Raw genomic sequence first — 13,883 nt, 5'->3', positions numbered from 1 at the left:
ATTGTGACGGAATCGAATTGACGGTCGTCCACGTAGGCCGCGTACCGGTGCACCAAATCGCTGAGGGCCGCGCGGTCGCTCGCCGAGAGGGTCACGAGCTCAACGACAGCCGCTGGGCGCACGCCGACAGGGCGTCCTTGGCCTCCTCGATGTCGGCGGTCGGCGGCATCGAGAGCACGATCCGGTCGGCCCCCTGATCGGCGAGGCCGCCCGCGCGCTCGGCATCGATCTTGGTGACCGCGCGGCCCTCAGCGATTTGGTGCACCGGTACGCGGCCTACGTGGACGACCGTCAATTCGATTCCGTCACAATGCTTTTCACCGAGACGGCCGAATTGCACGTGCCCGCGCCGCCGGACGCGCTGGAACCCGTCCACACCCACCGCGGCCACGAGGCCATCGCCGCCGCGGTGGCCGCCGTCGCCGCCGTGACCCGCACCGAGCACGCCATCGTCGGCGAGGTGTACGACGAGGCCGCCCGGGGCGGCACCGCCGGCGGGCGCGTCGCGTGCGTCGCACACCACTGGAGCCCGCGCGGGGACGAGGTCGTCGACGTGGTTTGGCACCTGCGCTACGACGACGAGTACCGGCTGACGGACGCGGGCTGGCGGATCAGCCGCCGGGCCCTGACCGTCAACGCGATCGAGACCCGGCCGACCCGCCGATTGCGGCCGTCCGACCCGCGCCGGGATCGGCTTCCAGAAGGTTATGCCCAAACTCACAGGGACCCCCAAGGAACCGAGTTTGCGGAGTAAATACGCCGTTTGTTCGGCAGTTGCGGCTACCGCCATTCGGACCGGGGCGGATTTTGGCCCCCGGCAACAATTGCCGGCGACCGCAGAACCGGGGACGGTCCCTGCCTTCCCGATCGAGTCCAATTAATCCAAGTGCTTTCGGGTAATTTCGGCCGCGTGACGAATACCGAACATCGGGACCCGCGCATTGACACCGCCGGGACCGCCGGGGGGCGGGCAGCGCACGACGGCTCTGTATCGGCACTCGCGGTGGGCACGCCGCTGACGTCAATCCCCGACTACCGCAACGAAATACACACCGCCGAGGACACCATCGACGTCGAGGCGTACGGCGGCGGGTTCGACCTCACCCGGCGGGCGACGGCCCCCAAGCTGCGCGTCGGACGCGACAAATGGTTCAACCTGCTCTGGCTGATCCCCATCGGCTTCGCCCTGCTGATCGCCGGCGTGGCGATCGGCAAGGGCCTGCACAACATGCCGGCGGTGCAGTCGTTCATCCAGCGTCACCCCGGGACCGACACCCACATCGGCGTCAGCCCCGGCCTGCCCGCATGGATCGGGTGGACTCACTTTTTCAACCTCTTCATGATGATGTTCATCATCAGGACGGGGATCCAGATCCTGTGCGACCATCCCCGCCTCTACTTCAGCCGCAACGCCACCCCCGGCAAGGACGAGTGGCTGCGGGTGGGGCCCCCGGTTCCGGATGACGAGCTGTGGACCGCCAACGCCGACACCGTCGCCCTGCCACCGCAATTCGGGTTGCCCGGATTCCGGCATTCGATCGGGCTGGCCCGGTGGTGGCACCTCGGCATCGACGTCTTGTGGCTCCTCAACGGGGCGGTCTTCTACGTGCTGTTGTTCGCCACCGGCCAGTGGCGCCACATCGTGCCGACCAGCTGGGACGTCTTCCCCAACGCCGCGTCGGTGGCGATCCAGTACCTGTCCCTGGACTGGCCGACCGACAACGGCTGGGTCGCCTACAACGGCCTGCAGTTGTTGTCCTACTTCACCACCGTCTTCATCGCCGCGCCGGCCGCGTTGATCACCGGACTCGGGATGTCGCCCGCGTTGTCGCAACGCGTCCACTGGCTCAGCAAGCGGCTGAGCATTCAGCACGCGCGCTCGCTGCATTTCGTGGTGCTGGTGTACTTCTTGTTCTTCATCCTCGTGCACGTGACCATGGTTCTGACCACCAGCGCGCTGCGGAACCTCAACCACATGTTCGCCGCCCGCGACGACAACGGGTGGATGGGTTTCTGGATCTTCGCCGCGGCGATGGTCGTGACGGCCGTCGCGTGGGTTTGGGCCACCCCCTTCACGATTCGCCATCCCCGGGTGATCCAGCGGGTCGGATACGCGCTCGTCGGACCCTTCCAGCGCGCGCTCGAACGGCTCGACCCCAAGCCCGGCGCCTTCACCGAGAAGGACATCTCGCCCCACCACTGGCGCAACGGCCGCCTGCCCGAGACGGTCGAGTACAAAGAGTTGGAGGCCAACGACTTTCGCGATTGGCGGCTGAGGGTCTACGGCCTGGTCGAGCACCCGATGGAATTCTCGCTCGACGACCTGAAGGCGCTGCCCTACCACGAGCAGATCAGCCAGCACTTCTGCATCCAGGCGTGGTCCGGCGTCGCCAAGTGGGGCGGCGTGCAGATGAAGGCGATCATGGACATCGTCAAACCGCTGCCCGAGGCGAAATGGGCGGTGTTCTATTCGATGGGCCTCGGCGCCACCGGCGGCATCTACTACAACGCGCACCACATCGGCCAGATGGACCACCACATGACGATGCTGGCCTACAACATGAACGACCAGCCGCTCCCCTACATGCACGGCAAGCCGCTGCGGCTGCGCAACGAGTTGCAGCACGGCTTCAAGCTGGTGAAGTGGATCAAGGGAATCGAGTTCGTCGCCGACTACCGCGACATCGGCAGCGGTTACGGTGGCTACAGCGAGGACCACAAGTACTTCGGACGGCACCAGACGCTGTAACGGCGTCGCGGACCAAAGTCGTTTCCTCGGAGGCCGTTTCGGGTAGCCGCAGACAAGCGGTGTAACGAAGCGGAATCTGAGGAGGCACTCATGGTACGACGCCTCTGGGAGCGCTCGGCCGGCCTCGTCGTCGTCGTGGTCGGCGCCGTCGCGTTCGTGGCGTGCGTGATCAATTTCGCGCTCGGACAGGCCGGACCGGGCGTGGCGGCCGCGATCGTCGGCCTGCTGGCCTTCGGCGCCGGGCTGGCGTGGCTTGCCATGGACCGCAGGCGGATCCGCGACGCCGAACGCGGCTGGCACACGGGTCAGCCGCCGCCGTAACTGCTCGCGGTAGCTACTGCAGGGAAGCCAGGTTGTTGACCGATTTCCGGATGTCGGATCGCAGCACCCTGGCGACCAGCCCCCCGACCGGCCCGCTAAGCACGCCGCCCTTCAGGTCCGCCGTCAGGCGAAACTTCGATCCCGGATCGTCGTCGGAGATGGTCACGCCGACCGCAACCCGGATGCCGCCGCGGCCCCGGCCTTGCAGCTCAACCGCTTTCGGTGCGTCATAGCAGGTGACTTCCCAGTGGATGATGTTGCGGAAGCCCTTGACCTTGATGCACGACGAAACGCAGGTGCCCTTCTCGATCGTCGACGGGACGGGCCCGCGCCAGCCCCCGAAAATCGTCAGCCACTCGTCGAAGCGGCGCAGGTCGGACGCCAGCTTCCAGGCGGTCTCAGGGGGCACATCCGACGCCATCGAAACATCTACTCGTGCCAAGGGTTCTCGCTCCTCGTCAGCGGTCGCGGGTGTTGCTTCCGCATACCCGTCGGTCCCGACGGGATAAACCCCGGCCCGCGATGGCTAGGGCCAGGCCTCCGCCAACTGCTGGGCCACGTCGATGACCTGGGCGGCCTGCGACTGCGGCGAGTCGATCTCCTCGGCGACGTACGCGGCGACGAAGCGACGGATCTCGCCGTCGACCCCCGCCAGGATGCGCAGCACCTCGCCGCGGAAGGACTTCGACGACACGTTGACGGTGATATCGGACGGACGGGGTTTCGCGACGTCGACGATCAGCAGCAGGGGCTCGGCAGCCCGTGCCGTGGCGCGCAGCGCGATGTCGCCGGAGACCACGAACCGCTGCTTGTCCAGGCGCAGGTCCAGCAGCAGATCGATGGACAGGGGGATGTGGATGACGAACGTGATGTCGTCGCCCAGGCGCCGGGTCACCTTGGGGTCATGGATCTTGACGTTGGCGCTGACCTTGGCGATCCCGCCGGGCCCCTGGGCGATGGGCTCCATGGCGAACTCGTTGCCGGCGATGTCGGCGAACGCGGCGGCGACACGCTCGGGGGTGACAGCGACCTCGAAGAACCTGCGGCCGAACTCTTCGTAGGTGACATAATCGTGATTTGGCATAGGCTTATACCGTCTCACGTCCCCTGCCGGAACGGTCGCTGATCTGCCCGCGTCGCAGCAATTTCGCGCCAGGCGTGGCCCCCGGAACAGGCTGGGCGGACCCGATGGGTATCACGAGGATGTGACCCGCACCCACCCCCATTGCGCTGTGAACATCACCACAGGTGCGGCGCCTGGATTCGGTGCGCCGGCCGCCGGCCTGGGAGGCTTGACTGACTTGGAGGTGTTTGGAACCGATGTGCGCCCAGGAAGCCACTGAGCCGCGCTCGTTGACGTCCCGGATCCAGGGACCGCTGACCTGGCTCGGCGGCGGGCACCGCCGCGAGCCCGGTGAACGGCAAGAGCGGGCGACCCAGGCCGACGAGGCCCTGGCCGGCGCGGTCGTGTTGCTCGTGGCCGCGCTGGCCTGGCTAGTCGCGGGCCTGGCGCTGAGCCAGTCCACCCGCTGGCCGACGCCCGCCGTCGTGGCGCTGACGCTCGTCTTCGGCCTGCTGGTGGGCGCGGTGACCCGCGGCACCGCCGCCGGGCCCGGGCGGCGCTGGCCCGGCGTCGCCGCTCGCGCCGCCGTCGCGATCGCCGTCGGGGTCGTCGTCGGCGAGCTCGCCTCGCTCGCCATCTTTGCCAGTTCGATCGACCACCGCCTCGACGAACGGGCCCTGCGCAACGCCGACTCGGCTCCGGCCGTCGCGCAGGCGTCGGCATCGCTGCAACAAACCAAGGACGCGCGGGGCGGGCTCGACCGCGCCGTCGCGCAGGCCCGCGAGCGCCAGGACCAGGCCCTGGTCGTGGCGCGCTGCGAGTACAACCCCACGCCACCCTGCCCGCAGACCCGCATCACCGGCGTTCCCGGGGCCGGGCCCGAAACCCGAACCGCAAACGAGCTTCTCGCCGACGCCCAGCGCGAACTGGACACCGCGTTGGCGGCCCGCGACCGCCAGGCACCCGAACTGGATGCCCGCATCTCCCGTGAGGAGCAGGCCCTGGCGCGGGCGCGCGAGGACGTGGCCGCGGACGCCGGCCGGGGGCTGGGCGCGCGCTGGGTGGCCATGAACGACGTCACCCTGGCCGGCGCCGGGGCGTTGGCGCTGCGGCTGGCGGCGATCGCGTTCTTCGCGCTGCTGTGCCTGCTGCCGCTGATCCTGCGGCTGTGGCGCGGCGAGACGACGCACGACCGCCACACGACCGCGCGGGCCGAGCGCGAACGCGCCGAACTCGAGGCCGAAACCGCGATCGCGATCAAGCGGGCGCAGGTCCGCCGCGAGGCCGAAATCATGTGGGCCGAACACCAACTCACTCAGGCCCGGCTCGCCATCGAGGCGCAGACCGAGATCGACCGCGAACGGCAGCGCCGGCGGGTGATGGACGCCCTCGATGCGCCGGTGCGGGCGTCGTCGCGGCGAACGTTCGAGCCGCCGGCCGACGACATGTACCTGCCGATCGCGGCGGAAGCCGAGGCGGCCAGTCGGGCGATCGCCCCGCTGCCCGCCGGCACGCAGGAGCCCGAGGTCCAGGTGGCGCCCGCGACCCCGGCGAACCTGCCCGCACCGGTCGAGCCGGGCGGGGAGGTCGAACCGCACGATGAGCGGGCGACCCCGCTGATTCCCTCGCTTCCCGACGCCACCAGGGCCGCGGCCCGCTGGATCCGCCCGCTGGTTCCCCCGTTCGTCGCCCGGGTCATCGACAACACGACCCAGCCGCTGCGCACCGCGCGGCACGTGTTCGAAGAGGTCGAGGAGATCACCTTCGCGCTCAGGCGCACCCGCAAGGTGACGCTCGACTCGGAAAGCTCCGAGCCCGGGGGGCAGGCGCCGCAGTCCGACGAAGCCCCGCCCACCGCCGGCCGGGTCCGGGTGGGCGGCCACGAGCGGCGCTCGGTGCGCGGCATCGCCGCCAACGACGTCGAGGCCCTGACGCTGGCGTCGCGCGAGCGCGATGCCGCGTTGACGCGGCGAGACGGACCGGGCGAGCTGCGCGCGCCCGAAGGCCCCCGGCAGCTGCCCCCCGGCAACTGACTGCGGAGCCGTCGGATTTCATCCGGTGGCCAGCCGTCGTTAAAGTCCCGTTGGCCGCAGCGGATGCACGCTTTTGCGCACTTTGCGACAATCACGGAACTATGAGACCCGTACTGCTGCTGGCAAGTGCCGCCCTCGTCATCGGTACCGCCGCCCCGGCCTACGCCGACCCCGACGCCAAGGACCAAAGCTTCCTCAACGCGCTCACCCAAGCCGGCCTGACGTACCTGAACGCCGACCGCGCGATCACCGCCGGCAAGCAGGTGTGCAAGTCGGCCGACGACGGACTGACCGGCGAGGAAATCGTCAAGAACCTGCAGGAGAAGAACCCGGGGTTCCAAGGCCCCGGCGCCGCCAAGTTCGCGGCGATCGCGGCCTCCGCGTACTGCCCCGAAAAGCTGGCCCAGACCGAGGAAGGCGAAGCGCCGAAGCCCGCCGGCGCATAGCGAAGATCCGCTTTCCCAAGGGCGGCACCCGGGCGGGTGCGCGGCCGCCGCGCCCGATCCGCGCGAAGGTATGATCCTGCGGATGACGGCGGGGGAAGGATCACGTGGATCTCGAGGCGGCGGAGATGGCAGGGCAGGGTCTCGCGGTGACAACCGCTAAGGCGATCGCGGCCCCGGCGTGAAGATCAGCCTGTTCCTCGCGGACGCGGCGCAGGCTGACGTCCAATCCGGAAAGGTTCATGCCCTCGGCCTCGGGTGGCGTCAGTGCCAAACCCCTACGCCCCCTTTCGCTTTGGTGCTTTTCCTGGACATCGACTGGGACGAGACCAACAAGCCGCACAAGCTGACGTGCCAACTGTTGACCACCGACGGCGACCCGGTGGTGGTGCTGGGCACGCAAGGGCCACAACGGATCTCCTTCGAGGCGTCGGCGGAGGCCGGACGTCCGCCCGGGGCGATCCACGGCACCTCGGTTCGCATGCCGCTCACCCTCAACATCCCGGCGGGAATCCCGTTGGAGCCGGGGATGTACGAGTGGCGGGTGGAGGTGCAGGGCTTCGAGCAGGCCACCACCGTCGAGGCGTTCGTCGTGGTCGGCGCCCCGCACCCGCCGGCGGCGACGCCGGCCTGATGCCCAAATCGCGAGGGTGCAACTAGCGACGCGGCTACTCGAGAAACGTGTCGGCAGTTGCACTTTCGCGGCGGCCGCCCCGCGCTATTCGGCGCCGAAGGCCGCGTGCAGCTCCGGCAGGAAGCCCGCCAAGTGATTCATCTCCTGCGCGCAGTGCACCAGCAGGTTGCGGGCCGTCGCCTCCGAGGTGCCCAGCACCCGCGACGCGATCGGGCGGACCGCCCGCGACGCCACGCCGGGCGCGTTGCGCACGGCGATGTGCGGTCCGCCCATCCAGAATCGTGACCGCATCTCGGCGCCCGTCGGCGTCGAGCGGATGTGATGGATGAACCAGCCCGCATCCACCGGCGCGTCGCCCGACCCCAGCCGGGCGCAGATCGACACCGCGTCCGCGGTGTCGGGCGGGCAGCCCAGCGCTGCCGGTTCGACGAATTGAATGGCGCCGTTGAGCAACGCCGAGCCGATGTACTCGCTGATCATCGACCAGCGGCCGATGTATCGCCGGTCGTCCTTGCCGTCCTTCCAGGCGGCGGACAGGTGCGCCCGCGGGTGCCACAGCTTGTAGCGGCGGGTGTCGCATCCGTGCCACCCGAACCACCACGCCCACATCGCGGGGGTGACCCCGGGCATGTCGGTGCGCACCGACACTTGCAGGCTGCCGTCCTCGAGGATCCCGTAGCCGTTCTCGGTCCGCTGGTAGCCCTCCTCGGCGACGCTGGCGGCGTCGTCGAACGCCAGCAACGCCATCCCGCCCTGCGGGCCGTGCTGCAGCGCCTCCACGACATGGCTTGGCAGCGGGGCCATTTCGGGCTTGAGGAACTTGCCGAACGGCGTGTTCGCGTCGTGGTCACGGTAGCCCAGGTACAGATCGCCGGCCATCAGAGTCGTCCCATCCAACTGTTGAACAAGCCGTCGGGGTCATAGGTGGCGCGCGCCTTGTCGAGGCGCGCCATGGCGTCGTCGGTGGCGAACTTCGCCGGCCGGTTGCCCAGGTTTTCGTCGGCGAGCTGGATTCCGGTGGCCAGGTGTGACATCGCGGCCATGCTGGATCCCGCCCAGTCGCCGTACTTCTGGTCGTCGGCGGCGTCCCGCCACGAGCCGTAGAGCGCCAGGTAGACCTCGTCCTCCACGCTGTAGGCCATGTCCTGGCGCGGCGGGGACGGCCCCCAGTTCAGCCACAGGAAGTGCGACGGGGCCGGCGGCATGGTTTGCAGGATCGTCCGGATGCCCGGCAGCAGCTCCTCGGCGGACGCCGAGGTCCACATGTTGTCGGCCGTGTAGCGGTGGTCGTTCAAATAGTGGGTCATCACGGCCGTGTACCAGGTGGGTAGGTCGCTCGTCATGTACGGGACCGCGACAAGCGCTTTGTCCACCACGGGGCAGGTGCCGAATATCGCGAGGGCCTGCTGCGCTTCCTCCTCGGAGTCGGCGAACGCCGGGGACGCGAACGCGATCGCGGGGCTGTCGATGCCCATCTCCGGGAGGCTGCGTGTGGCGATGGCCTGCATCTCCACGCGGCGGTCCACCTCGGCGCTGATGCTGCGGGCCCAGCTGTAGACCTCGTCGGCGACGTCCCACGGATAGACGTAGATGCTGGTGCCGCAGACGGCCGGGCGCGGGTAAAGCTTCAGGTAAAACGAGGTGACGACGCCGAAAAAGCCCGGGCCGGCCCCGCGGGCCGCCCAGTAGAGATCGGCGTGATTGTCTGCGTCGCAATGGATCTGCTCGCCGTCGGCGGTGATGACGTCCAGGCCCACGACGCTCTCGCACGCCGGGCCGTAGATGCGGCTGTTCCAGCCGTACCCGCCCTGCAGTAGATAACCGCCGAGGCAGACGCCTTTGCAGTGGCCGCCGGGAAAGAACAGCCCCTGCTCCTCCAGGTCGGCCATGAGCAGGCTGCCGCCCTTGCCCGGACCGACGACGGCGACACCCTTTTCGGCGTCGACCGTGACGTGATCCAGGCGGCTGACGTCGAGCAGCACGGCGCCGTCGCGCAGGTGGCTCGCGGCGAAGCTGTGCCCGCCCGAAACGATGCTGACCCGGTGCCCGTTGGCCCGGGCATAGCGGATGCCGGCGATGATCTCCCCGGCGTCGACCGCCTGGACGATCACCTCGGGGTAACGCTCGGGCACCCGCTCGTGCCACACCGTGCCGCGCCGGGCGGCCTCATACCCGTCATCGCCCCGGAAAAAGTGCCGCCCGGCTGGTAGCGCGCCCATGTGGAACTCCTTTGGTCCGCATTTCGGGTCGTTGTGATCCACGATGCGGAACACTATAGTGGACGAATGCCGACAAATGGCGTTTAAAGGGGGAAAATTTTGCCGACCGGTCGCGACGAAGGCATCCAGGTCCTGCGCCGGGCCGCCGCGGCGCTGGACGAGATCGCCGCCGAGCCGGGGCGGCTGCGCCTTGTCGACCTCGGCGAGCGGCTCGGGCTGGCCAAGTCGACGGCTCGCCGCCTGCTGGTGGGCCTGGTGGAGGTGGGGTTGGCGAACGTCGATGCGCAGGGCCGCTTTTCGCTCGGTGAGCGCCTGCTGGGTTTCGGCGGCGCCGACGGCGAACAGATCGCGACGATCTTCCGCCCGACGATCGAACGGGTGGCGCGCGCGGCCGACGGCGAAACGGTCGACCTGTCGGTACTGCGGGGCCGGCGGATGTGGTTCGTCGACCAGATCGAATCGCCGCACCGGCTGCGCGCGGTCTCGGCCGTCGGCGTCCGATTCCCGCTGGAATCGACCGCCAACGGAAAAGCGGCCCTCGCGGCCCTCGACGCGGCCGAGGCCGACGCCCTCATCGGTCGCCTCGGGGCGGCCGACGCGCTGCGTGCCGAAATCGCCGAGATCAGGCACACCGGTATCGCTTTCGACCGCGACGAGCACACTCCCGGCATCTCGGCGGCCGCCATCGCGCGGCGTACCGCCGGCGACAACGTGGTCGCGATCTCCGTGCCGGCTCCCAGCGAACGGTTTCGGGAAAAGGAGCAGCGCATCCTCGCGGCATTGCGCGCGGCGGCCGAATCGTCGGCATGGACGCGCTGACGATTCCGCGGACTGCTGGTTGGCGACGGCCGTGGTACCCCCCAGGACCCCGGCCGGCGCCAAGTCTCTAACCCCCGCTCAGCAGCTCACCGCCGCAGGCCTGGTGAACAGAGAACCCCACTCGTGGCGGGCCGCGGACTGCGCGTCGGTGAAGCTCGGCGTCTTCTCGCCGTCACCCGCCAGGTGAACGAGCGCCCACGCCATGGCGAATACCGGAACCTTGTGACGCAATGCCGCACTGTGCAATTCGTCGAAAGCCACTTGCGAAGGGCATCGGCGAAGTCCGATCAGGATTCCCCGCGCGGTGTCCAGAATGCCGCCGGAGTTCGGGCCGTACGCCATCATGCTGTCGATACCTCCTGTTGCGCCCGAACGGAATCCGCCACGCATGGCGGCAAAGAGCCCGTGCGGTACGCATCGTCGCGCCTTGTCCCCTCAAAGGCGCCCTATGCCATGATTTGTTGATCGCAACGCGATGTGCCAGAGCACCGCTGCAATCGATACGCGCTTGTGACCGATCCGGGATCGCGCGAATCAGCCTGCGAGAGCCAGCACTTCGTCGAAGCCGGCCACCAAGGCGTCGTGGCAGACGTCGTAGTCCGGTATCGCGGTGGTGTCGACGTCGATGCCCAGGGCGCACTTGTCGACCGGCGCCGATCCCATCGGCCGGGAAGTGCGGTGACGCGTGGATTTGATATCGCCGGCGCTATCAAATCCGCCGCAGGGCACATGCCCCGGAGAGCCCGACGGAACCGTTCGGGCTATTCCCCCGGTTCCGCGTCGGCGAATTCGCAGAAGGCCGTGTAAGCGCGGGCACCGTAAATGGTGGCCGGCCCGCCATGCATCAGGAAGGTGACGCCGATGGCCCGATCGCCAACGCCATGAGCTCCTTTACCTTGCGGCTCAGCGCCCCGTCGGTCAGGGCCGCCCCGCTCAGGGCCGCGAATCCCTTGTACACGTCCGGGATTTGCTTGCGCAGCTCGCGGTGCTGAGGCAGCAATTCCTGCAGGACCTCGTGGTGATGCTGGTCTGACATGTCGGCCTACTCGGCGCTGACCGGCGAACCAGCCTTAAGGGACCCGATCGCCGCGCGCAGCCTGTCCCCGACCTCTTCGGCGACTGGGCGCAATTCCGGCTCGCCGGTCACCTCGACCAGCAGTCCCGGGTTCATCGCCTCGACGAGCACTGTCGCGGCGTCCTGCGGGTCGGCGCGCACGACGACGTTGCACGGCAGCAGCAGGCCGATCTGGCGATTGGCCTCCACGGCGCGATGCGCCAGCGGCGGGTTGCACGCGCCGAGGATCAGGTAGTCCTCCATGTCGCGGCCGAGCTTGGCCTTCATCGTGGCCTTCACGTCGATCTCGGTCAGCACGCCAAAGCCCTGCTCCGCGAGCGCCTCGCGGGTACGCGCGACCGCGTCCTCGAATGAGGTGCGCATCGGCGTCGCAATCGCGATATCCATCATGATTCCCTTCCGTTCGTGCCCCGGTGCCCTCAGGCGAGCGCCAGGAACAGCTTCTCCAGCTCGGCCTCGCTCAGCGGCGCCGCACCGTCGGCGGTGGCACCCGTGACGCATTCCTTCAACCCGGTCGCGACGATCTTGAACCCGGCGCGATCGAGGGCGCGCGAGACCGCCGCGAGCTGGGTGACGACGTCCTTGCAGTCGCGGCCCTGCTCGATCATCGAGATCACCCCGGCGAGTTGCCCCTGCGCGCGGCGCAGCCGGTTGAGCACCGCGGCGATGCTGTCCTGGTCACCAATCATTTGAATCCTCCGTCTCCCCGTATTCCCGACCGCCACCCACGGGTACCCGCGGGGGTATCAATCGGTCGATCCAGAATATACCCCACCGGGTATGAGTTGTCATCCCTCGGCGCAGAACCGAAAGGAATTCATGATGGCGACGGCCAACCTCTCCTACGAGACATTCGAGTCGACGATTCGCGACAACCCGCTTGTGCTGGTTGATTTTTGGGCCGGCTACTGTGCGCCCTGCCGGGCGTTCGCGCCCATTTACGACCGATCGGCGCAGTCCCATGGTCTACAGCCAGCCCGGCGCCCTGCCACCGGCCGCCCTGCAGGACCTCATCACCCGGGTGAAGTCGCTGGACATGGACGCGGTGCGCGCCAAGATCGCCACCCGCAAGGCCGCCGCGGCCCGGTGACGGCGTGGGGCCTCAGAGGATGGCCCCGACGTCCTTCGCCCTGGCGATGTCGTCCCAGTCGACGTCGAGCTCGAGCAGGATCTCTTCGGTGTGCTGCCCGTGTTCCGGGGCGCGGGCGGGCGACGGCGGGGTCTCGTCGAATTGCACGGGCGCCGCGACGATCCGGTATTTCTCCCCGTGGTCGTCGACGTTGGTGACCACGTATCCGTTGGGTTCGACCTGCGGGTCGTTCAGGGTCTCGCGCGGTGTCGCGAGGGCGCCCCACACCCCGGGTTCGTCCGCGAGCACCTTTCGCCAGTGCGCAAGGTCGTTGCGGGCGAACGCGTCCGCGAAGATCTCGGTCGCCGCGGCCGCGTTGGCGATCAGGTTGCTCGACGGCACGAACCGCTCGTCGGTGGCCAGCTCGCCCAGGCCCATGCGTGCACAGAAGCCGGCCCAGAATTTGTCGGGCTGCAGGAAGACCAGCTGAATCCACCTGCCGTCCTTGGTCTTGTACCGGTTCACCAGGGGATTGATGGCCAGCCCGGGCGGGGCGCCCGGAATGCCGTCGATGTCGAAGAAATCGGCCGCCGAGATCGACGGCGCGATCGCCCACATGGCCTGTGCCAGCAGCGAAGAATCCACGATCGTCGGTTCGCCGGTGCGTTCCCGGTGAAACAGCGCGGCGCACACCCCGCCGGCCAGGGTCGCGCCGCCCTGCAGGTCGCCGAACCCCGGGCCCTGGACCGCCGGCGTGTCGGTGCCGAACGGCGTGAGCGTGTACGCCACCCCGCCGCGCGCCAGATAGGTGGCGGCGTCGAACCCGCCGCGATCCCGGTCCGGACCCCGAACCCCGAGCCCGGTGCCCCGCGCGATGATGATCTTCGGGTTGAACCCGCGGATGTCCTCGACGGTGAGCCGGGCCCGCTCGAGCGCGCCGGGCAGCCAGTTGGTCAGGAAGACATCCGCGCTGGCCAGCAAGCGGCCGAACAGCTCGCGGCCCATCTCGGACTTGATGTCGATGGCGATGCTGCGCTTGCCGCGATTGCCCAACTCGAGGATGAAGTCGGCGTCCGGGCGGGCCGCTTCGCGGGTGAACCCGCCGACCACCAGCGCCCGTCCGGGGTCCCCCGTGGCCACGCCCTCCACCTTGATCACGTCGGCGCCCCAGTCCGACAGGGCCGCCCCCGCCGACGGCACGTAGGTCCACGACGCCAGCTCCACGATTCGGACACCTTGGAGGACACCCGACAAGGCAAGCCGCCTTTCTTGCTATTTTAAGTATTCTAGCTACTCTAAGGGATATCGACAGCCCGGCTGCGGCCACGCGCGGTTTTCGTGGAAGAGACGCGATGGGGCCGACCATCGGCCCGATCCCGCTCCCCGATGCGCTGAGCGCGCGCCGTGGTTCCTCTTGCGTAACGAATGGCTTTGGGCCCCAACGAGGGTCGCCGGTTT

General features: G+C 68.8%; 16 protein-coding genes and 4 pseudogenes. 8 read left to right on the top strand and 12 right to left on the bottom strand.

The window, feature by feature from the left end:
- Both A5655_RS28670 and A5655_RS27105 read right to left on the bottom strand, forming a co-directional pair.
- Positions 1-95, bottom strand: a pseudogene (locus A5655_RS28670) (nuclear transport factor 2 family protein); the annotation flags it as partial.
- Positions 92-241 (bottom strand): annotated as a pseudogene (locus A5655_RS27105) (LLM class F420-dependent oxidoreductase); the annotation flags it as partial. The pseudogenes A5655_RS28670 and A5655_RS27105, both read right to left, overlap by 4 nt.
- On the opposite strand from A5655_RS27105, the gene A5655_RS11625 reads away from it, so the two are divergent.
- The 3 genes from A5655_RS11625 to A5655_RS11615 all read left to right on the top strand — a co-directional run bounded on the left by A5655_RS11625 (position 224) and on the right by A5655_RS11615 (position 3,070).
- Positions 224-754, top strand: a complete 531-nt coding sequence (locus tag A5655_RS11625; protein WP_082978611.1) for a nuclear transport factor 2 family protein — start codon at positions 224-226, stop codon at positions 752-754. The pseudogene A5655_RS27105 and the gene A5655_RS11625 overlap by 18 nt on opposite strands.
- 249 nt (positions 755-1,003) lie before the next feature.
- Positions 1,004-2,749 (top strand): molybdopterin-dependent oxidoreductase, encoded by a 1,746-nt coding sequence (locus tag A5655_RS11620; protein ID WP_067009901.1) that lies wholly within the window; start codon positions 1,004-1,006, stop codon positions 2,747-2,749.
- A gap of 90 nt (positions 2,750-2,839) precedes the next feature.
- Positions 2,840-3,070 (top strand): hypothetical protein, encoded by a 231-nt coding sequence (locus tag A5655_RS11615; RefSeq protein ID WP_067009898.1) that lies wholly within the window; start codon positions 2,840-2,842, stop codon positions 3,068-3,070.
- 13 nt (positions 3,071-3,083) lie between these two features.
- On the opposite strand, the gene A5655_RS11610 is transcribed toward A5655_RS11615, so the two are convergent.
- Both A5655_RS11610 and A5655_RS11605 read right to left on the bottom strand, forming a co-directional pair.
- Positions 3,084-3,512 carry an SRPBCC family protein gene (locus A5655_RS11610; protein WP_197508671.1) on the bottom strand — a complete coding sequence of 143 codons (429 nt, stop codon included), beginning with the start codon at positions 3,510-3,512 and terminating at the stop codon, positions 3,084-3,086.
- Between the two features lie 84 nt (positions 3,513-3,596).
- Positions 3,597-4,154 carry a hypothetical protein gene (locus A5655_RS11605; protein WP_067009892.1) on the bottom strand — a complete coding sequence of 186 codons (558 nt, stop codon included), beginning with the start codon at positions 4,152-4,154 and terminating at the stop codon, positions 3,597-3,599.
- 236 nt (positions 4,155-4,390) lie between these two features.
- Between A5655_RS11605 and A5655_RS11600 the strand changes: the two genes are divergently transcribed.
- The 3 genes from A5655_RS11600 (at position 4,391) to A5655_RS11590 (ending at position 7,243) form a co-directional block, all read left to right on the top strand.
- Positions 4,391-6,166, top strand: a complete 1,776-nt coding sequence (locus tag A5655_RS11600; protein ID WP_067009889.1) for a DUF4407 domain-containing protein — start codon at positions 4,391-4,393, stop codon at positions 6,164-6,166.
- Between the two features lie 101 nt (positions 6,167-6,267).
- Positions 6,268-6,612, top strand: coding sequence for a DUF732 domain-containing protein (locus A5655_RS11595; protein ID WP_067009886.1), 345 nt, complete (start codon positions 6,268-6,270; stop codon positions 6,610-6,612).
- A gap of 178 nt (positions 6,613-6,790) precedes the next feature.
- Entirely contained in the window at positions 6,791-7,243 is a 453-nt protein-coding gene (locus A5655_RS11590; protein ID WP_067009883.1) for a hypothetical protein, read from the top strand.
- Positions 7,244-7,327: 84 nt separating this feature from the next.
- Here A5655_RS11590 and A5655_RS11585 read toward each other — a convergent pair whose 3' ends face one another.
- Together A5655_RS11585 and A5655_RS11580 are read right to left on the bottom strand one after the other, a co-directional pair.
- Positions 7,328-8,122, bottom strand: coding sequence for a DAPG hydrolase family protein (locus A5655_RS11585; RefSeq protein ID WP_067009880.1), 795 nt, complete (start codon positions 8,120-8,122; stop codon positions 7,328-7,330).
- Positions 8,122-9,462, bottom strand: coding sequence for an FAD-binding oxidoreductase (locus A5655_RS11580; RefSeq protein WP_067009909.1), 1,341 nt, complete (start codon positions 9,460-9,462; stop codon positions 8,122-8,124). Before A5655_RS11580 ends, A5655_RS11585 begins: the two co-directional genes overlap by 1 nt.
- 96 nt (positions 9,463-9,558) lie before the next feature.
- Here A5655_RS11580 and A5655_RS11575 point away from each other — a divergent pair, with 96 nt between their 5' ends.
- Positions 9,559-10,281 (top strand): IclR family transcriptional regulator, encoded by a 723-nt coding sequence (locus A5655_RS11575; protein ID WP_067009876.1) that lies wholly within the window; start codon positions 9,559-9,561, stop codon positions 10,279-10,281.
- Positions 10,282-10,359: 78 nt separating this feature from the next.
- Here A5655_RS11575 and A5655_RS11570 read toward each other — a convergent pair whose 3' ends face one another.
- From A5655_RS11570 to A5655_RS11555, 5 genes and pseudogenes are all read right to left on the bottom strand, one after another.
- Positions 10,360-10,671: an ANTAR domain-containing protein gene (locus A5655_RS11570; protein ID WP_067009873.1), complete on the bottom strand. Its 312-nt coding sequence runs from the start codon at positions 10,669-10,671 to the stop codon at positions 10,360-10,362.
- A 144-nt stretch (positions 10,672-10,815) separates the two neighbouring features.
- Positions 10,816-10,944 carry a hypothetical protein gene (locus A5655_RS29110; protein WP_255361998.1) on the bottom strand — a complete coding sequence of 43 codons (129 nt, stop codon included), beginning with the start codon at positions 10,942-10,944 and terminating at the stop codon, positions 10,816-10,818.
- A 98-nt stretch (positions 10,945-11,042) separates the two neighbouring features.
- Positions 11,043-11,317 (bottom strand): annotated as a pseudogene (locus tag A5655_RS11565) (carboxymuconolactone decarboxylase family protein).
- Between the two features lie 6 nt (positions 11,318-11,323).
- Positions 11,324-11,743, bottom strand: coding sequence for a DUF302 domain-containing protein (locus A5655_RS11560; RefSeq protein ID WP_067009907.1), 420 nt, complete (start codon positions 11,741-11,743; stop codon positions 11,324-11,326).
- 32 nt (positions 11,744-11,775) lie between these two features.
- Positions 11,776-12,045: a metal-sensitive transcriptional regulator gene (locus A5655_RS11555; RefSeq protein WP_066931381.1), complete on the bottom strand. Its 270-nt coding sequence runs from the start codon at positions 12,043-12,045 to the stop codon at positions 11,776-11,778.
- Positions 12,046-12,178: 133 nt separating this feature from the next.
- Here A5655_RS11555 and A5655_RS11550 point away from each other — a divergent pair.
- Positions 12,179-12,446 (top strand): annotated as a pseudogene (locus tag A5655_RS11550) (thioredoxin domain-containing protein).
- Between the two features lie 12 nt (positions 12,447-12,458).
- Here the strand turns inward: A5655_RS11550 and A5655_RS11545 are convergent.
- Positions 12,459-13,679 (bottom strand): CaiB/BaiF CoA-transferase family protein, encoded by a 1,221-nt coding sequence (locus A5655_RS11545; protein ID WP_067009870.1) that lies wholly within the window; start codon positions 13,677-13,679, stop codon positions 12,459-12,461.
- Between the last annotated feature and the right edge of the window lie 204 nt (positions 13,680-13,883).

This window comes from Mycobacterium sp. 1081908.1, assembly GCF_001673535.1.
Classification (GTDB): Bacteria; Actinomycetota; Actinomycetes; order Mycobacteriales; family Mycobacteriaceae; genus Mycobacterium.
Note: the sequence above shows the minus strand (reverse complement) of the source record. Positions and strands in the feature narration are given on the sequence as shown.